This is a genomic window from Micromonospora musae (genome assembly GCF_003626545.1).
GTDB lineage: Bacteria > Actinomycetota > Actinomycetes > Mycobacteriales > Micromonosporaceae > Micromonospora > Micromonospora musae.
In genome coordinates, this window is sequence record NZ_RAZS01000002.1 from 530,908 (window position 1) to 551,853 (window position 20,946).

Below are 20,946 nucleotides of genomic sequence, written 5' to 3' on the forward strand. Positions count from 1 at the left end.
TCAGGCCGGCTCCGGTTCGTCCTCCCGTACCACGTGCCCGGCGGGATCGATGCGCAGGCGGACCCGGCTGCCGTCGCTGAGGGTCACCGTGAGGTGCACGTACCGACGCAGGTTGTGCGCGATCAGCCGGGCGGTGAGCACCGGATCGTAGGTCTCGGGGGCGAACCCGTCGGGCGGAGTGAGCGCGGCGTCGTACTTCCGCACCAGGTCGATCAGGGCGGCGGTGCGGGTGCGTACCGCCTCGATCTGCGACGGCGGCGGCGACGCGATGCCGGCCATCTGCCACATGAGCTGGTAACGGGCCTCGCCGCGCTGCTGCCGCAGCCGCTCTGCCGCCGCCGGATCGTGCGACGTGAGCTGGTCGATCGCCCACTCCTCGACGACCAGGTACCGCTCGTAGACCTGCCGGGAGACGGAGGCGGAGAGGACGACCTGGTTGGTGCGGGCGTGGCCGCGGATGTAGCGGGAGACCTGCTCGGCGACGGTGAGGTGGTCCCCGCCGAGCCGTAGCGCCCCGCTGAAGAGCTGGTCGAGGTTGTGGCGCGGGGTGTGCGCGTCGGGCCGGGGCCACCTGCTCGGGTCGGTCGCCGGGCCCGGCTCCGCCGCGCCCTCCAACTGCTCCAGCAGGTCGACCACCTCGTAGCCGAAGAGCTGGGCGTAGACCGGACCGACGATCGGGTCGCTGACGAACCTGCCGTTGGGGATGGACTCGACGCCCTCCTCGACGCGTTCCGCCTCGAGGTGACCCTTGAACCGCATCTCGACCGCGTAGAGCCGCCCCTGCTGCTTGAGGTGCTGCTCGTAGCGGTAGTTGACGGTCTGCCCGATGCCGTCTCCGCGCGGTGCGACCCGAGACTGCTCGGTGTTCAGTCCACCGCTGTGCGAGTGCGCCGGGTCGGTCGGCGCGGCGGCGTCGTTCACCCCCAGCGGCAGGTTCTGGTTGACGCCGCCCACCACTGCCCCGCGCAGGTGACTCCGGTTCGCGCTGACGCTCGTACCGGCCTGGTCCTTCGCGTACCGCCCGGTGCCGCTGCCCTCGATGGGGTAGAGCACCTTGAGGTGGTAGAGGTCGCCCACCAGGTACAGGCTGGCCCGGGTCCGGGAGTGGCCGGGCAGGAAGATGTCGTCCGCGAGCTTGTGGCGTCCGCCCGCCACCGCCTTGTGCAGGAAGTTGCTGAGGTGGCTCGGCGAGAGCAGCGGTGGCAGGGTGACCGACGAGCGGAAGGTGGCGTCGTTGGCCTCGGTGCCGAACATCCGGCCCAGCAGGTCCCACCCCACGGTGAGCGCGTCGTCGAGCCGGGCGCTGACGATGTACTTGTCGCCCGGCAGCCGCGTGAGCGGCTTCAGGTTCCCCTCGTCGATGGAGTGCGGCAGCCGGCGGGCCTCGACGATGCTGTGCGGCAGCCGCAGCACCAGCTCGCCGTCGAAGCCGCGCCGCACCGGCTCGTGATGCCCGGTGACGTGTCGGTAGATGTCGGTGAGCAGGTTGTTCACCGGCCGGTTGGGCATGTTGAGGCGGGTGACCTCGACGTCGAAGGAGACAGCCGAGCGGGCGAGGTAGTGGGCGACCCAGTCGTAGACGGTCTGCTCCTCGGTGCTCTGGTGCGACTGGGTCACGCCGGAGCTGGTGCCACCGGAGAAGTTGGCGTCGACGGCGCCGCTGGTGTTCGAGGTGTTCCCCGCGCCGCCGAACTCGGTCTTGGCCGGCGAGAAGCCGTACGAGATGCCCTTCGACCGGCCCTCGCTCTGCCCGCTGTGCGCGTGGCTGTAGTTCTCGATGCCGAACCTGTTGACGAAGTCGAAGATCTCCGGGCGGGACTTCAGCGTCAGATTCAGTTTGATCTCCACCACGTCGGCGAGGAGCGGACCGACCCGGTTGGCCAGGAGCAGGGTGGTGCCGTGCAGTTGCAGGAGGTCTTCGCTCATCGGCTGCAACCGGGTGCCGGAGAAGAGTCCGTCGATCATGTCGAGGCCGCCGACGAGCTGCCCCATGACCACCTTCTCGCCGACGACGCGGCGGTACCACAGCTCCAGACCGCTCCGATCCGCCTTGTTCGGCGTCCACTGCGTACGGTGGGCGCCGAGCAGCCCGGGCGCCGCCGTCTCGATGGCCTCGCGCAGGATCTCGATCGGGCGGATCGTCGACCGGTCCGGGGTCGCAGCCTCCGCCGGGACGGGCGTGGTCGCCGGGCGGGACGGGCCGGCCGGGGTGGGCGTGTCGGTCGCCGGGGCGGGCCGATGGAACTTCAGCGATTCGATGCCGCTGTGCCCCAGGGTGACCGGGCCGCCCGGCTCCAGGTAGTCGGGGATGTTCAGCTCGTCGGCGCTCGTCAGCCCGAGTTCGAGGAGCCGGTTGCTGAGGGCGTCGTGGGTGGGGTCGTCCAGCAGGAGCCGCAACGCCGCCCGCTCGTCCCGGTTCGGGTCCTCCGCCAGCCCCTCGGCCTCCCGGTCCAACCGGTCCAGCACGGTACGCACCACCCGTGCGTCGAGTTCGAGCCGCTCCTCGGGATCCCCGTTGCCGTCCTTCCAGCGCCGCAGCGCGTCCATCACCTGCCCGTGGTCGACAGGCAGGCGGCCGTCACCGAACCCCTCGAGCGCGTTGGGCTCCGGAAGCAGGTAGACCATCGGACGCTCGCCCACGTGCTCCGCGTCGGGCCGGTCCACCCCCGTGGGCCGGAACTTCCCGTGCGACTCGCGGACGCCGCTGACCGTGAGGTCGACGGTGCTCACGAAGGCGTACGCCCGGTGGAAGCTGAGTTCCAGGATCTCCTTACCACCGGTGCGCGACATCGACTTCGACTTGTTCCAGCCGAGCCTGAACCAGGCGGAGCTCTGGCCCGCGATCGAGGAGAGGTTGTCGACGTCGGACAACGGGACCTTGAGCTTGTCGTCACCGGAGACCTTGATCCCGTGACCACTGCTGCGCGAGTGGGAGGTCTGGGAGAGGAACAGCTTGATCAGACCGGCGACGAACTTGTCGGGCGTGGCGCCGACGAAGGCGCTGGGGCCGAGCGCGCCGTGCACCCCGAGCGCACCCTGCTTGTGGCCGAAGAACCCGGACTTGAAGAAGTTCTCGGACCCGTACTCGTCCTGCAGGATCTCCTTCAGGTACGACCGCACCGAGACCGTGCTGACGAAGTTCGCCACGTCCTCGTCGCCCGGCCGGCCGGGACCGGTCAGCGTGGGCTGGAGGTCGCGCGCCGCCTGGAGCAGACCGGTGGCGTCGATGTAGTAGACGACCGCCTGCTCCATCACGCTCGGGTCGGTGGGCTCGCCCGTCGGCACCGTCTCGAGGTGCTGCGTGTTGATCGCTGGTATCAGGTGCACGGTGGACGCGCCGTCGACCGTGCCGCTGTTCCAGGTGCGCCCGCCACCGCGGAACCGACGGGCCGCCCCGTCCGGCCCACGCCGGCGGGTCCAGTGGTCGTACTCGACGCGGGCCCGGAACCGGCTCGGCAGCCGGTACTCGTTCGAGGCGCCCGGATACTCCAGCAGCTGAGGCTCGTTGAGCACCCGCCCGGCGGTCTGCGACGCGCCCTTCGTGTACGCGTACTCCAGCCCGATGCCCCAGGTCTGCATCAGCCGCACCCCGGCCGAGAAACGGGGACCGACCGAGAACGTCCGCGACCCGCTCGCCGAGTACGAGGCGGCGCTGCCACCGATCGACAGGTTCACGAGGTGGTACTCGTTGGTCCGCCGCCGCAGGTGGGCGGAGTTGTTGTTCTCGCCGAGCCGGCCCAGCTCGGCGGGGTCCTGGGTCGCCTCCAGGGTCACCCGGGCCTGCCGCAGCCGCCCGTCCTTCGGGTCGCCACGCAGGGTGAAGGAGAAGCCGTCCTGGTGGAGCTGGTCGTAGTAGGCGGAGAAGGCGTTGCTGGAGACGAACTTGTTGACGTCGGAGAGGTTCGCAAAGCGGCTGTTGCGGCCGATGTGCACGTCCGTGCCGAGCTTCGGGTTCTTCGCGAACGGATGCCGCGAGCGGTGTGGAACGTACCCGGTGCGGCGCAGCTCGGCCAGGATCTGCCGCCGCAGCTGGGCGGCGACGTGGTCGTCGACCTTGGCCAGCCCCATGCCGATGCCCCGGCCCCGCGCCACGTGGTGCGGCAGGATCGCGTCGTGCAGCTCGCTCGCCGGGGTACTGCCGTCGTCGATCAGCCCCGGCGCGTAGGGGACGGCCGACGTGCCGGGTGGCAGCGGCTGACGGAACGAGGTGAGGTCGACTGGATACCGGTGCGTGAACGCCTCCACCACCGGCAGGCGGAGCATCGCCGTGCCGGTCACCCCGGTGATGCGCCGCGGCTCGGCGTCGGGCCGGCTCGACGCGCTCAGCTCGACGTCGTGCCGCAGGTCCTCCTGGTAGGCGGCGGTCGGGCCGGTGTACCGCGAGACGTGCACCCAGATGCCGGTTCGCCCGGCGTTGATCGCGTCCTGGTTGGTCCAGCTCCAGCCGAAGCCGACGTTCGGCCCGAGCACCAGCCCCGGCAGGGGTACGAGATTCAGCTCGCCGCTGGCCCGCAGCTCGCTCTGGTTGGCGAGACCCGAGTTTCCGCTGTGCGCGATGATCGCGGTGCTGACCCGCTCGATGTGCGACTTGGCGCTGGTGGCCCCCTGCCGGCGGGCCGTGCCCGGCACCCGGCTGGTGTGCACGTTCAGCTGGGCGACGACGTTGCCGTGCTTGTCGTGCAGCGTGATCGGGTAGCCCTCTTCCCGGTCGTTGATCGCCGCGTCGAGGTTGATGCCCAACTTCCACAGGGTCTGCCGCAGCTCGCGGCGCTCCGGGCCGTCCGCGGCGAGCTCCAGGCCCATCTCCCGCAGCCCGTTCACGATCTGGTGGTAGAGCTCGGGTAGCCCGGTGAGCCCGGTGGCCGAGTAGGTGTCCGGGATCCGCTGTTGCCGAGCCTCGAACTCCGCGCGCAGCCGGTCGTCGGTGGGCGGCGCGGCGACCACCTGCGGCTTCCCGTCCTCCAGGTAGTGGTCGGGGATCCAGACCTCCATCGGCTCCTGGCCGGTCGGATGCTCGGCCGCGCTGGACCACTCCGGTGGGAGGTCCGCCCAGGCCGGCGCGGTGTCTCTGCGGGCCCAGGGCACCGACGGCGAGGCATCGTCGCGTACCCGCAGCGTCCAGTTCGGGGTGTACGAGACCAGCGTCGAGTCGATCCGGTTGTCCTCCACCCGGCCCGACTCGGCGTCCTTGACGTTGGTCGTGCTGCGGTCGACCTTGTTGGCCGTGCCGGCGACGCTCACGCCGAACCGGACCACCTGCAGCAGACCCGGCGCGATGCCGACGCCGACCCCGAATCCGAGGCCGGCGCGCAGCGCGCCCGCCTGTCCGGAGTTGGTGTGCGAGGTTCCGCCCGTGTTGAAGCCGCCGGTCGTCGCCTGGTTCGCGTGGTAGATCTTCTTCGGGTCGATCGCGTCGGCGCGACCCTTGCCCTTCTCGTTGGTGCCGGTCGAGCCCTCGTCCTCGGCGTCCCAGTCGTCGATCGCCGGCCGCGCCGGCTGCGCGTACCCGGGATCGGGCGCGAGCGCGGCGTCGGTCGGGTCGAGCCGGACCAGCAGCTCGACCGTGCCGATCTGTACGAGGTGGCCGCCGCCGACGAGTTCCCGGTAGTTGCTGAGCAGGCGGGAGGCCAGCACTGTGCGGTCGTTCTCCGGCACCTGCACACCGCGCGCCTGCACGGCCGCCACGATCCGGTCGACCACCTCGTCGAGGTAGGGCAGGGTCCGGTGCGGAATGCCGATGGTGTGCACGATCGAGTCCGGCCTCGGCGCGCGTACCGTCGCCGGCTCGCTGCCGGAGGCCTCCGGCGAGTTCTCGTCGGGCTTCGGCGCCGCGTCCGCGGGGTCGCCCTCGACGTCGGCGGGCCGGCGGATCGCGTCATGCCGATCGGACGCCGGCACGGTGGGCATCACGTGGCCGTCCGCGGTCACCACGAGACGCAGCACCGGTGCGTCGGTCAGGTCGAGGGCGGCCGTGCTGTTGCGCGGCACGACCTGGACCCCGCCGGGGTGGACCAGCTCCACCCGCACCCCGAGCACCTGCGCGAGCACCTGCGCGATCCGCCGGGGCGTGTGCGCGGGCAGGTCTGCGCCGGGCGTGGTGAGGCTCCTGATCCACTGCAGAACGTTGTCGCGCCGGGCCCCGAGGACCTGCGGCGAGAGGCCCAGCAGGGGAGCGGCGGTGCCGCCGGTGGCCGCCAGGTCGGCCTGCAGCAGCGTGGCGAGGGCGTGACGCAGCGCGGGCGCGGTCCAGCCGGCGAGCCCGGCGAGCCCCGGCTGGCCGTGCGCGGCGGCCTGCAGCAGCGCCTCGAAGAACGCGTCGGGTCCGGGAGGGGTCCACACCGCGCCGGCGCCGGCCTCGGCCAGCCGGGCGGCCTGGAAGTCGGTGAGCCGGTTCACCGTCGTCGAATCCCGCGGCAGCACCGCCCAGCTCGCCGGGTCCGGCGCGGGGGGCGGCGTGGACGCGGCAGCGGCGGCCCGGGTCCGGCTCAGCAGGTCGGCGAGGGTGCTGCCGGTCGCCGGCGCGGTCCCGGCCAGCGCCTCCGGAAGGGATGCGGCGGCCGTGTCGGGCGCCGGCAGGGGCACCTCGGCGCCGTCGCCGAGCACGCTCTGGAGGAACAGGTGCAGGACGCCGAAGGAGGCGACGTCGCTGGGCAGATGCCCCGCCGCGCCGGAATCCTGCGTGACCAGGACCTGCTCGGCGTCGGCCCGCAGCAGCGCCGGCGCACCGCTGCGGGGGGCGGTGGCCAGCAGCTCGCCGTCGTCGGTGGCGACCAGAAGCACGGCTCCCCGCCCCTGGTCGGTGGGGCCGGTGAGGATGGTCTCCCCGTTGGGGAAGACCATGGCGATCGGGCGCTCGATCAGGTTGGCGGTGAGCGTGAGCATCGCCTGGAGCTTCCCCTCCGCGCCGTCGTCGAGGTGCAGCGCGGTGAGGATCGCCGCCGGCACCTGGTCCGACGGCAGGCCGTTGCCGATCCAGGTGGTCACCTCGCGGACGGTCGCCTCGTCGGTGTGGTCGAGGCCGATCCGGGGGCCCGGCGTCTCGTCGCCCCGCAGCTCCGCCAGGATCATTCCGGCGATGGTGGTCGGCCACGCGTCGGGAGGCTGGCGGGTGAGCAGGTCACCGCCGGGCAGCTGGTAGTGGGTGAGGGTGGCGGCGATCGCGGCGAAGATGCTGTTCTCCTGGGACACCACCGCGCGCAGCCCGAAGTTGTCGAGGACGTCCGCGGTGGGGCGGGCGAGCGCCCCCGGCCGGGTGGACCAGGCGAGGGCGTCCGCCACCGGCGGTTCCGCGACGGGGCCGGTCAGAGCGGGCAGCGCGTTCGTTCGGAACGCCTGGTAGGCGTTCAGGGCGCCGTCGGCGTCGGCGGGGGCGAGCGTGCTGGCGGCCGGCAACGTCGACGCCGCGGAGCGGGTTGCGTCCGCCGGTGGCTGCACGGAGCCGCCCTGGCGCGGGGAGTCGGTCACGGTCGGACGCGCCGCCGGCCGGGGCGTGCGCGGCGCGCCGCCGCGCGATCCAGTGGTGCCGCGCGCGGTGACCTGCCGCGCGCGGCGGCCGCGACGGCGTCCACCCGACGGTGGCCCGTCCGTGCGGGCCCGGGAGGGTTCCGACGCGACCGTCTCCTCCGGGGTCCACGGATCCCAGCGCTGGTCGCCCAGCCCGTCCCGGGCGGGCGCGCCGGCGCCGCCGAGGCGACCGGGTTCGCCCGCCGGCACGCCGACCCAGATCCGTGCCCAGTCCCGGCCAGGACCGCGACCGAACGGGCCCGCGCCGGGCAGCGGCGTGGTCACCACGCGGCTGGTGAGCGCCACCTCGCTTCCCGGCCCGGCGTGCCGGGCCAGCAGCTCCTGGAGGGTCGCGGTGAGCCCGGCCGCGCGGGAGTCGGCGATCCGCCGGCCCGGTCCCCGGCGGGTCCCGTCCGAGCCGGGAAGCGCGGGCAGCACCTGCTCGACGAGCCGGTCGACGAGCCGGCTGCTCTGGCCGGGCCCGACCTCCACGTGCAGGCGCAGCGGCGGCAGTCCCTCGTCGGCCCGGCGGGCCGACTCGGCCGCGATCGAGCGGACGTAGGCGTCCAGCTCGGCCCGGTTCGCCCAGGAGAGTTCGATCGTGCCCGGATCGAAGACGAACGTGCTGTCGAGGTCGCGCCGGAACGGTGGTGCGGGCAGCGGCGCGGGACCCTCCCGCAGGAACCGGTCGATGAGGTCGCCCGCCAGGCGCTCGGTCTCGTGCCGCTCCAGGTGGTCGTTCGTGCGCAGCAGGTCCACCACGCGGTCGACGAGTTCGGTGCGCCGCACGGGGGCGAGCGTGCCGACGGTGGCGGGGACGCCCGGTTGCCGCTGCCGCTCCGCGATCACCTCGTCCGCCCACCGCCGGTACGTGCGCAGGTCCGCCGCGGACATGGTCGCCAACCGCTGCCGCACCTGCCACGGCTGGCTCGTCGTCGCGCTGAGCGGCGTCACCTGGCCCGGGTCGGTGCGGGTGCGCCGGGTGGGCTCCAGGGAGGTCAGCGCGGGGGTGTGGGCGCGCCGGTCCGGCACGTGCCGGGGGCCGGCGGCGCGCGGGTTCGCCGCCGGTCGCGGATTCGGTTTACGGAGGACCCGTCGCCGTCGCGGCGCGGGCGGGTCGGCCGCACCGGTACGCCGGACGTCGCCCTCCCGGGCGGAGGTCTCCGACGTGGTGGCGGATCGGCTGTCGATCGGGGTGTCGAACCGTACCGTGGTGCGTCTCTCGGGCACGGTGGAGCGGCTGTCGGGCGGAACGTTCGGGGTGTCGGGGATCGAGGCGGGCGGCTCGGCCAGCACCGGCGCCGGTGGCGGTGTCGACGCCATCGCCGCCCCCGACGCCTCCGGCCCCCAGATCTGCGAGCTGGCGGGCCACGGCGCGCCGATGTTCGCCACCTTCGCTCCCGGCGCGACGACCGAGGTGACGTGGGCGCCCACGCGACGAACCGTCGTCACCGGCGGCACCACCTGGTTCTCCTGCGTCTGCCAGATCCGCGTCAGGTAGCGCACCGCGATCAGCTCGGACCGACTGTTCGGGAGATACCCCATGAGGGCCGGGCTGTCGGTACGCGCCGGCGCCCGCTCCACCGCCGAATCCTGGTACGTCGTGGCCGAGGGGTGCGCTGCCGCGCTGCGCCTCGGCACCCCGAAGATCCGCCGCTGCTCCGGCCCGGTGCCGGGGAGGGACGGGTACTCGTCGTACAGGCCCAGCAGGTGCAGCATCTCGTGCAGCAGCACGTCCTGCACGAGCTTCTCCGTGGCGGCCGGTTCGTCGCCGGCCAGCAGGCTGACCGGCCAGTTGCCCGAGTCGGCGTTCGCGGAGCCCGGCAGCGATTTCGGCACGGCGATGACGTGGTGGGCCCAGTCCTCGGCGGTGAACACCACCTGCACGTGGAGCTGGTCACCGCCGGGCAGGTTCAGCCGCTCGTTCAGCCGGCGGACCGCCTGCTCCGCGTGCCGCTGCAACTTCGTCACGTCCGACCAGGACACCCCGCTCTGCGGCTTCAGGTGCAGGCGCAGCCGCAGGACGCGCACCGGAGTCGACGACAGGAGGGCACCGTCCGGGTCGTGCTGCTCGACCAGGACGCGGGCCGCGTCGTAGCGCACCGTGGAGCCGGACCAGCTCAGCATGCCGTCCCCGCGAATCGGGTCGGTGACGTCCCTGACCTCGGTGTCGACCGTACGGAACGATTCGCGGGGCAGCGCCGAGACGACCGCGTCCAGCCCGGCCGCCGGCGAGCCGGCGCGCCACCAGCCGTCCTCCCCGACCAGGGCGCTGCTCGTGTTCCAGGCGCTCAGCAGGTCCGGAACCGGGTCGGCCGGATCGTAGATCGCCGGTGGCAGCCCGGGCGGCACGAACTTGATCACCACGGGCGAGGGCTGCGGCGTCGAGCCCGGCGCGGTCGTGCCCTGCGGTGCCGCGCGCATGCCGGTGGCAACGACCCGCTCCACGATCCGGGTGACGGACTCGCTCGTCGGCGGCGTGTGCCCCGCCCGTCCGGCCGCCGCCGCGGCGGCGATCTCGTCGGCGTCCGGCGGCGGATCATCGGCGTCCCGTGCGTCGTGGAGCCGGTTGACCGCCGCCATCGCGGCTCGATCGGCGGCGTCGTTCGTGAGCGCCTGCCGGACCGCGTCGTGCAGCTCCACGACGAAGGCCTGCCGGACCTCGTCGCGCGCGGCGCGGGCCGCGTCCTCGTTGCCGAGGCTCTCGTCGTACTGCCCCAACAGCTCGATGCGGGGTGGCCGGGCCGCGCTCCGGTCGGCCGTCACGGCGAGCGGCGCGACCTCGGCCGCGATCTCCCGCGCGACCGCGCGGACGCTCTCCGCCCCGCCCGGTGGCGGCCACGGCAGGTCCAGTTGCCGGGCGCGGACGAGGCTCTCCCGCTGGCCGGTGAGCGTGCGCGGCTTCGGAGGCGCCACCGCTTCCCTGCGGTACGCGAGCTTGACCCAGTCCGACTGCTTCGACCAGTTCGCCGGCGGCTGGAGGGTGAACGAGACCCGGGCCTGCGGCACCGTGGCGTGGCCGTTGCGCTGCGCCCAGCGAACGAGGCGCAGGTTCGCCTCCCGGTTGAGCACGGCGGTGAGCCACTCCCCGAGCGTTTCGAGCGTGGCGGGATCGCCGTGGGCGGCGATGGTCAGGTCGAAGGCGAGCCGCTCGTCGGCCTTCGGCCCGCCGGGCCAGAGCCGGTTCAGCGCGGCGTCGCTCGTGGCGACCTCGGCCCGGGCCCGGATCCAGTCCACCGTCTTCTGCGTGGGCGCCCCGTCCGACGGCAGGTCCGCCGCCGGGTCGTCCGGCGGCAGCTCGTCCAGCTTGTCGCGGAGCGCCTCGCCGAAGAGGGGCGCGGTCGCGTCGGTCGGCTCGACGATGCGCGCGAGTCCGGCCGTACGCAGGGTGTTGACGGAGGAGGCCGGCCGGGACCCGAACGGCCGGAGCTGCCGGGTCAGGGGCGGAGGCGGTGCGGCCAGCTCCGTGAGCACGTCACCGTCCGGTGGGGACTGTGCCGGCGCGCCGGGGAGCGGGTGCGGCAGCGACCCCAGCGTCTCCCGCTCCCGGGCCTGCCGGTCACGGTCGCCGCCGGGCGTCGGCGCCACCTGCGAGCGGGCCGGCGATTCGGCCGGCCGGCCGGCCTGCGGTGTGCCGGCCGGTGGTGGTTCGTAGGCCGGCGGGTCGACGTAGCCGGGTGGGGCCGGCGTCGGGGGGTTCTGCCGGCCGGCGCCGGCGGTCTCCAACCGCAGGTTCCCGTTGGCGTACGCGCGGACCCGCGGCCGGTCGGCCACGACCGCGGCCAGGTCGACCAGCTGGTAGCTGCGCCGCTGACCGTTGGCGAACTCGACCGACACGTCCCGCACGTAGCGGCCGGGCACCGCGATCCGGGTCTGGACGTACCGCTCGTCGGGGTGCAGGACGGCCAGCTCCTGGTGGCGCAGCCAGCCCTCGGCCGTCCGCGCGCCGGCCTGCCCCAGGGTCGCCGGCAGGGGCAGCCAGCGGGGCTGGTCGGTCACCGGCACCGGGGCGGTGTCGAAGGCCCGGCGGGCCGCGGTCAACACCTCGGCCGCCACCGGCGTCTCCGCCTGGGCGAGCGCGTGGACCGCCGCCTCGCCCGAGTACGCCCGGCCGCCCGGTCGCCGGCCACCGGTCAGGTCGGTGAGCAGCGTGGCCAGGCTCGACCGGCGGATCTGGGCGACGCCGCGCTGCTCACGGTTGGTCCAGACCGCGTTGCCGCCCTGCCGGGCGGCCCAGTGCTGGTCGGTCTCGCGCCCCTCGACCCTGCGCTGCTCGCGACGCTGGGAGACCACGATGGCGTGCTGCTCCAGCGCCTGGTGGAACGGGGTCTCCGGCCAGGCGATGTCACCCGGTGGATAGGGCAGCACCACGATCGGCCGGTCCTGACCGTCGCCGGTCGGCGGCAGCATCGACTGCACGTACTGCTCGGCGGTGATCCATTCACCGTCGGCCGTCGACCGCAGCAGCGTCCCGGGTGGGTGACCGTCGACCGTCTGGTCGTTGAGCAGCCCGGTCTCGACGCGGACGCGGCCGAGCGAGTCCGGCGGGATGCTGTCGAGCAGCAGAGCCCGGACGGCGGCGTGCGCCTCCGTCGCCACCAGCTGGCCGTCGGCGTGCTCGTTCACCCAGAGGTCCAGCTCGTGCCGGACCGGCTGACCCTCCGCGTCCGGCACGGTCAGGAACTTCGGCGCCAGGACCACCAGGTGCTGCTCCGGGTCGCGGCCGGAGCGGGGCAGGGTGACCGTTCCGCCGTGCAACCCGTCGGGCAGCTGCACCTCGACGGTCCGCTCGCCCGGCCCCGGCACCGGCCGCAGCACGCCCAGCCGCAGCCAGTCGCGGACCCGCTGGAGCCGGTCCGCGGGGTGCTCCGCGTCGCCGATCGGCACGCGTACCCGGGACCCGAACGGCCCACGGTCGGGCGCGGCCGGCGGGATCGTGGCCGAGTAGGTCGGCAGCACCGGGTACTCGCCGTCGTCCAACCCCTGCTCGGCGGCGAGCCGGGCGGCCAGCGACGCGTCGGTGTAGCCGTACCGGTTGGGCTCGCCCCGCAGCCGGGCACGGACCTCGGCGTGCAGGTCGATCGGCGGAGGTGTGGTCGACCGGGCCATGGTCAGCGCCGTGGGCAGGTCCCTGTAGAGCGACCCGTGCAGGATCCACCGCGGCCCGGACCGCCACCCGACCCAGTCCCAGACCGACGGCGCGGCGGGCGCCGACACCAGGACCGCGGCCGGAACCGACTCGCCCCGGCGACGTCGGTCGTCGATCACCGCCTGGAGGTCGCGCGCCGCCGTCGCCGACCGGTTCAGGTCGGCGTCGTGCAGGTAGAGCAGGAGGACCTGGTCCGTGCTGGACGGAAGCAGGTCGTCGAGCAGCTCGGAGACCTCGACCAGGCCCGTCTGACCGGTCGTCGCGAGATGCGGCGGGTCCATGTCGAGGGAGGGCAGCACGGCCGCCACCACGGTCGCGCCCGGCGGGGCGGTGAGGCGTGCTGCGGCCGCCTCCAGGTCGGCCGCGGTGACCGCGCCCTCCGGCGGTGGCGGGAGCAGCCGTACGCCGTTCGCCAGCTCCCGGGTCCAGCCGGGCTTCGGGTGCAGCTGTTCGGTGGTCAGGGCGCTCTGCGGCGGGCCCGGGAAGTCGTCCGAAGTGGCCGTGGACGCCGGATCCTCGGCGGTCGAGCCGGTGCTCGCGGGCCGGATCTGACCCAGTTCACCGTTCTCGTCGAGGACCAGCTGCACCGTGCCGCCGAACACCGCCGGAAGCGGCTCCCGGCCCGACAACCGGTCGTCGAGGCGGAAGGCGGTGAAGGTGTTCCCCTGCCGTGGCTGCGTCTCGACCTGTACGAGCCGGTCTTCGTCGAGCCGTTCGACCAGCACGACGTGCATCAGGTCGTTCGGGATCGACACCCAGACCGCCGTCACCGCGCCCGGGCGCAGCTCCGCCAGCCGCTCCAGGTCCGAGTCGCGGAACCGGCCGCCGAGCTGGCCGGCGATCGTGTCGACGTCCCGCTGCCCCGACTGGTCGTCCCGCTCGCGGTTGCGGGCGCCCAACGCGGTGAGCAGGCCCCGTACCCGGGGCGCGCAGTCGGCGCTGGTGCCGTCCCACTCCGGCAGGGCGGTCACCGCCGTCCGCACCGCCTGCGACACCTCGGCGGACGGGTCGGCGGCGACCTCCGGCCCGTCCGGGGTCATGCCGGGGTAGCGGCGCGTCGGCGGGTCGAGCAGTCCGTGGGCCGCGCCGCGTGGACTGTCCGCGCCCGGCGACGCCGGCAGGACGGCGCCGGGCGCGTCGGCGGCGGTGTGCAGGGTGGACCGGAGGTCGGCCGCGTGACGTTGCGCCTGAAGCAGGTGGTGCGCGACCTCGGGGGCGGGTGTACGCAGGTCGCTCAGCCGGTCCAGGAGCACGGTGAGCTGGTCGGCCGCCATGCCGACGCGGTCGCGCCGGCGCGCCGACGTCGCCGCGAGGTCCCCGTCCGCCGCGGTGTGCACGCCGACCAGGACGGTCGCGGTCTCCTCCGGCGACAGCAGCGGCGGCCTGTCGTCGGAGGCGCCCAGCCCGAGCAGCGCCTCGATGTTGCGCACTGCGGCGAAGAGGCCGTCGAGCCGGCCCTCCGAGGCCGTCTCGCCCCACCACCGCGTCGCGTCCTGCACCGCCTCCAGGTGCTGCCGCCGATCGCGGGACTCCCCGAGGCTCAGCGCGCTGAGGTCGGTCACCAACTGATCGGCGAAGTCCCGCCGGGCGAACCCGTCCGGCGACGGCGTCGCACCGGAGTCCGGCGCTGCGAGCCAGCGCGGCGACCGCGGTGAGCGCGGCAGCAGCGGCGACGCCGGCGAGGGCGGCGCGAGTCCCGCCGGGCGGCCGGACCGGCGCGGCGTCTCCGGGGTGATCGGCGGGCTGTCGAGGAAGCGCGGCCGGCGCGGGGTGGTGGCCGAGCCGAGTGCGGTCAGCGGCGTGTTGCCGGTCCGCCGCGGCGCGACCGTCACGGGTCGGGACAGCTCCGCCAGACGCCAGCTGCCGGGCGGATCCTGACCGGGCTCCTCGACCAGGCCCAACCGTTGCCGGACGACCGGCGGCAGGTCGAGCACGTCGACGTCGACGGGCCCGTCGGCCTGCTCCGGTGGCACCAGGGTCCGGTCGGTGACCGTACGGACCCGATCGGCCAGCTCGGGGGTCTCGAGGATGTACTCGACCACCGCCTCCCAGGCGGCGGCCGGGTCGGGCAGACCGTTCACCACCGGCGCCACACCCGTCAGGTGCAGGTCGCCCTCCCGGTTGTGCAGACCGCGGACGAGTGTGGCGGTGACCCGGGCCAGCACCTCCGGCACCTCGTCCGGCAGGTACGCCCGCTGCGGATCGAACGGGCGACGGGACATCCAGCTGTTCGCCGCGCCCATTCGGAGCTGACGCAGGTGCGGCAGGTCCGGGAAGGGCCTGCGGTGGCCGACGTCCTGACTCAACCGTGCCAGGTTGTCCGGGCCGGTACGGCTCATCACCGAGTGCCGGCGGGGTCGCAACGCCGGTTGGCGCACCCACGTCTCCGCCGCCTCGCGCCGTTCGTCGTCCGGGACCGGCAGCAGCGTGCGTTGGGTCTTGCCGTAGTTCTCCTCCAGACGCTCCAGGTAGCGCCGGAAGAAGGGGTGGCCGCGGGAGGAGAAGAGCGACGAGTTGCCCACGAGCTGGCGATCCGGCTGGGCGTGTACGGCGTACCCGTCCTCCTGGAAGAGGGTCATCACCTCGTCCAGCCAGGCCGGGGTGCTCGTCCCGTCGTCGAAGTGGAGCACCGCCCGCGACAGCGAGTTGTCGCCGTCGGTCGGCCATCCTCCGAAGAGGACCGGCAGCAGCACCTTGACGATGTCGGCCGCCGCCGCGTAGCCGCGACCGTGCTGCTTGTTCAGCTCGGCCAGCAGGAAACGCTGGATCGGCAGGCCGAGTTCGGCGTGGAAGACCTCGTGCACGTTGATGAGGCGGATGTTGTGCCGTTGCGCCCACACCAGCATGTCCCGGACGGCGTCGAGGCGATCGTTCTCCGTCTCCTCGACGCTGCGGAACTCCGGCATCCGGGCGGCCGCGAGGAACTCGGCCCGGGTGACGTCGGTGAAGAGGTTGGTCCGGAACCCCGCCCGGCCGGTCCGGCGGGCGAAGGCCTCGATGTTGCGCCGGAAGTCGTCGGTCGCGGCGGTGCCGGTCAGCGGGCCGCCGAACCAGATGGCGTGCCCCATCAGGGGCAGCTCGATGACGTCCGGCAGCCTGCGTAGCTCCTCGGGCAGCCGCGAGGTGTTCGGGGCCCACCGCCGCCGGTCCGGGGTGCCCTCCTGCGGGTTCGGCGCCCGTACGTCCTGCCAGACCGTCTCGGGGTAGGCGGGCAGGTCCTCGGGCCGGACCTGGTAGCCCGCCACCCGGTCGGGCTGCGTCATGTCGAGGAAGTCGAAGAACGCGTAGAGCTGGTCGGTGTACAGCTGGTCGTAGGAGAAGCCGTCGGCCAGGAAGTCCGGCATCGGCGCGGGTTCCAGCAGGCCCAGCAGGTCCGGTCCGAGCACCCGGTCGGTGGGGTGCGGCGGGGGCGGCGGCTGTTCCCAGGCGTACAGCTCGTTCAGCAGGGCTGCCGCCGGCCCGTCCACCGGCGGCAGCAGGCTCCCGGCGCGTACCGGGACCGGCGGCACGACCAGCGGCGGCAGGGTCGGGCGCAGCGACCCGGACGTGCCGCGCCGCGTTCCCGGCCCGGAGCCGGAACTGCCGGGGACCGGACCGGACGGCGTGCGGCCGTCACCACCGGTGTCGTGGCGCTGCGCGTCGTCGCGGTTCTCGCCGTTGCCGAGGGTGCCGGCCGTGCCGCTCAACTCGGCCGGGTCGACCGTCGCCGCGCCCTCCGGCCGGGCGACGTCCCCGCTCAGCGGGAGGAACAACAGCTCACCGACGTACGCGGGCATCCGGGCCAACCCGCCGTGCTGCCCGTCGAGGAAGACCACACCGGTCTCGTCCCGCAGCACGTTGAACGCGTGCGACGTGCCGCCCAGACCGGCGGCCGTCACCGGATCCCGGACGAGCAGCACCCCCCGCGTCCCGGGCGGCGCGGCCGCCATCGCTGCCCGGACCGCCCCGACCTCCGTCCGGTACACCGGCGGCGCGGCATCGTCCGGCAACCCCAACCGCTGCCGCTGGTAGTTCAGCAGGTGCTCCTCCGGCTGGGCGAGCTCCGGCGGCGCCTGCCAGCTGGAGTTCCGGCCCTCGGCTGCGTTCATGTCCGAGACGATCACGGTGAGCACGCAGTTCGTGTCCGACCTGCTCGGATTGACCAGCGCCAGCCAGGGGTACGCGGCCCGCGCCGCCGCGTCGTCGGCGAACCGGGACGGGATCACCCGGGCCGGTCCACCGCCGGGACCTCTACCACCGCCCGTTGCGGGCCCCGCACTGCGACCGGTCCGACCCGCGTCCGGGTCCACCCCGCTCTCCTTGGCGCTGTCGGGGTCGCCGAGGTCGATGAGGGCCGGCTCCGGCGCGATCTCGTCGATCCGTCGCACGAGATCGCCGACGAGCACGTCCAGCTCCGGAATTCCGGTCCGCAGGTCGGGATCGGTCGTCGCGGCCGACCGCAGGGTCTGGGCGAGGACGTCCAGCTGTTGCCGGACCGCCGGCAGCTGCTCCCGCCACGCCGGGTCCAGCGGCTCGGCGGTGAGCCGGTCGAGGCTCGCGCTGAGCACGTCGTGCGGCCCGTCGACGGCGCGCCGGTGCGCGAAGGGCAGCCGGAACGGGTTGTTCACCGCCTTGAGCAGCGTACGCAGGTCGTTCGCGAGCTCGGTCGGTTGCTCCCGGTCGGTTCGGCCGACCTCCGGCGTCGACGTCGAGCTGTCCCGGGCCGCCTCGGGGCGCGGCGGTAGGGGCGGGCGGTGGGACGCCGGGTCGGGGGAGTCGGACGCCTCCAGCACCAGGTCCGACAGGTCCACCACCAGCCCCGACCCGTCGAAGTCCGGGATCGCGTCCGGGTCGTCCGGCGCGGGCGGAGCGAACTCGGCCGGGTCGTTCTCCCCGGTGAGCGCGGCGTCGTCCGGCTCCGCCGCCGTGAGCTGGTCGGACTGCACGAAGTGGCTCCAGCCGTCTGCCGGACGCTCGACGAAGGTGATCGGAAGCCGGGAGGGTACGACGAACCGCAGCTCCGCGTCGGAGTCCCCGACCATCCAGCTGTACGAGTCGACGATGGCGACCTCGTAGCCGGGCGGGACCTCGTCGAACTCGGTGCTCTCGGCTCGCAGCAGGAAGCGCTCGCCGTCGACGATCCGCGCGGCCGCCGTGGCGGGCAGCATGACGAAGTTGCGGCCCCAGACCCACTCCCCGGGCCGGCTCAGGACGGCGTCGGTCGCGTCGCGTTCGTAGCGCAGGTTCTGCGCCATCCGCGCGTTGGTGTCGGCGGAGTGCTCGTCGGGCATCCGGTCGACCAACGCCGAGTGCAGTGCCCCGTCCGACCAGGTGTCGACGGGCGCGGCGACGACCTCGACGGTCTCGTCGCTTCTGCGCACGGTGGTGAGCGGGGCGACCGTGCTGCTCTCCTGGATGTACGCCAGCTCCCAGAGGTAGCGGGCCGCGATGATGTCCGGCCCGCCGGCCCGGCTGACGTCCTGCATCAACGCCGACGGCAGGTCGGGTCGGCGGGGGCTGCGCCAGGTCGGCGGATCGCGGTACGCGTTCCGGAAGACCGAGGCGGTGCTGTGCACGCCCTCCGCGGCCCCGGCCGCCAGGTACTCGTCCGGCAGGCCCAGCAGGTGCATCACTTCGTGCAGGACGGAGTCCCGGATGCGCTGCGTGTCTTCCTGCGGGTCGGGCGGGGCCACCTCCGGGTCCGCTTCGGCAGGTCGTAGGACGGTCACCGGCCAGACGCCGGAGGTCATCGAGCCGGTCTTCGGCACCCGGATCACGTGGTGCGCGGCGTCCGCCGTGTCGGTGAACTCCACGACCAGGTGGAACTGGTCGCCGTCGGGGAACCGGAAGCGGCCGTTGATCTCCTGGGCGATCGCGGCGCGGGCATGCGCCATGAACGACTCGACGTCCGCGTCGGCGACGCCCTCCTGCGGAACGAGATGGATCCGGGTACGGAAGATCCGGACGGGCTGTGACGTCGCCGGTCCACCCGACGGCCCGGTCTCTTCGACGGCGACGCGGGCCACGTCGTACCGGACGTCGGCGCGGTAGTAGTCGAGCAGCTCCGGGTTGCCACGGGATTCACCCGCTTCCGCCGACTCGGCGTTGACCAGCCGGAACGCCGACTCCGGCAGCTCCGCCAGGATCTGGTCGACGTCGGGGACGGCGGAGTCGGCGCGCCACCAACCGGGACCGGCGGTCGATGCCGGGCTCAGCCGCCAACTGCTCAGGTACTCCATCCGCGGACGCTGCTGGTCGTCCACCGGTGGCGGGGCCGGGGGGAGGGTGTACTCGACATCCACCGGCTGCGGGTGCCGCTGACCCGGCTCCGCACCGGCGACCGGGCGGGCGCCGTAGCTGTACCCGATCCTGGAGACGACCTCGCTGACCTGCGCTGCCGTGGCCTGCTCGCCGGTCAGCTCGGCGATCCGCCGGTTCACCTCGGCCTCCAGGCTCCGCTGGAACCGCTGGTACACGGTGAGAGCGCCACCCACCCCGTCGTCGGGGTGCCCGTCGAGCTCGTCGTACCGCCCGACCAGGCGCACCTGCGGCGCGGGTAGCTGCGGGGCCGCCCCGATCGGCTCCACGGACCCGGCGAACCGGTGTCGTCCCACCGCCGCGGCCGCGACCTCCACTGCCAACGCGTCGATCGCCGCGCCGGCCTCCTCGGCGGGCTGCCCGGTGGACGGGTCTCGCCGCACCTCGATCGTCCGGCCGCCGCCGATGAGCGCCCGCTGACCGCGGGACGTCCGGGGTTTGGCGGTCGCCGGCACCTGCTCGACGGCGCGGAGGCGGACGCGGTCCACGGCGGGGGCTCCGTTCGTGGCCGCGGCTTCCCGCACCACGGAGAAGCGCACCCGCGTACGCGGGATGGCCGGCGCGTCGCTCTGACGTTGGCTCCATCGGGTGAGGCCGAGGGTGAGCTGCAGGTTCACCTGGCTCGTCAGCCACGCGACGAGGTCCGCCTCCCGCGCCTCACGCGCGGTGCGGTCGGCCGTGGTCTCGCCGGTGGGGACGGGCTGGAGGCCGAGCTCGACCTCGACGGTGAGCGGCCGTGGATTCGTGGCCGGCCCGGTGCCGAGCAGCGCGGCCATGGCGCTGTCCGTCGTGGCGGCCCGGGCCTGGTCCCTGATCCAGCGGATGGTCCTGGTGGCCACGGCGGCGCCGCGATCCGGTGCCGGATCCTCCCCGTGCGCGCTGCGCGCCTCCCGGACGTGCTGTGCCAGCTCGCTTCCGGAGAGCACCGATCCGTCCGGCCCCGCGACGATGTCGAGGAGACCGGCCTCGTGCAGCTCCACCGGATCGGTCCAGAGGATCGGGCCGCTCGGCGCCGCCTCCGCGTCCGGCGCGGCGGTGCTGACGTCCGTGGTGGACCCGCTCGCCGCCTGCGGGTCCGGCGCGGCGGTGCTGGCGTCCGTGGTGGACCCGCTCGCCGTCGGGGGCGGCGGTGGGCTGGGCTGTGCCGGGGCCGGGTGCGGCAGTGGGGGGCGCCGATCGCCGGGAGCGGACGTCGGCGTCGACCCGTCCGTCGCGGGCGGCGTCGGGGAGAGGCTCGGGTGCACGGTGACGGCCGAGCGCTGCTCCGGGGGCGGTGACAGCGGATGCGGCAGGGGCCCCAGGAACGCCCGGCTCCGGGCTGCCCGGTCCTGATCGCGCCGACGCGCGCCCTCGGCGTCCTCCGGAAGGATCGTGCCCGGGGTGACCGAGTCGCTGTCGGACTCGGGTGACGTGCCGCTCTCCGGGGCGGACGTGCCGGGCTCCGGCGGAACGACGGTCTCCGGCGTGGAGGCGGTGGTGTCGGCGACGGTGCCGGGCGCGGGTGGCGGGAGGGTGCCGGGTGCGGGCGCGTCGGACTCCGACGGCGCGACGTCGGCCGGCGTCGGCGTGGCCGGCCCGGGCGGTACGACGTCCGTGGCCGGAGCCGGCGGCCCCGGCGGTACGAGGTCCGTGGCCGGGGCCGGCGGTGGCTCCTGCGCCGGGCGGCGGGTGAACTCCTCCGGCACGAGCCGACGGTTCTCGATCGTCCCGCCCGACGGGTCGATGAGCAGGACCCTGGCGTTTCGCGGATCCCCCTCGACGGGAATCCGACCGTCGGAGGCGCCGTCGGGATCGGGGGTCAGCCGCGCGTCGCCGGTCTCGTGCGGGTCCGTCCAGAGGATCCGGCCGTCCGCGGTGTGGTAGACGGCGAAACCGCGCTCGTTGCCGTCGCCGTCGGTGTCGAGGACGAGCGCGGTGCTGCCCGGCCCCGACCTGCGTACCGCCTCGGAGACCGCGTCCCAGGACGGGGTGCGGCTCCAGTGCTCGACGGTGGAGAA

At 74.1% G+C, this 20,946-nt stretch carries 1 protein-coding gene (only partly in view); it reads right to left on the reverse strand.

Translation table 11 applies throughout. The annotated features are described in order from the left end of the window. On the reverse strand, window positions 1-20,946 hold the 3' portion of the coding sequence (locus D7147_RS06735) for a toxin glutamine deamidase domain-containing protein (protein ID WP_147437359.1). Its footprint extends 9,081 nt past the window's final position; 20,946 of the gene's 30,027 nt are visible here — the last part of the coding sequence; the start codon falls outside the window, past its right edge; its stop codon occupies window positions 1-3.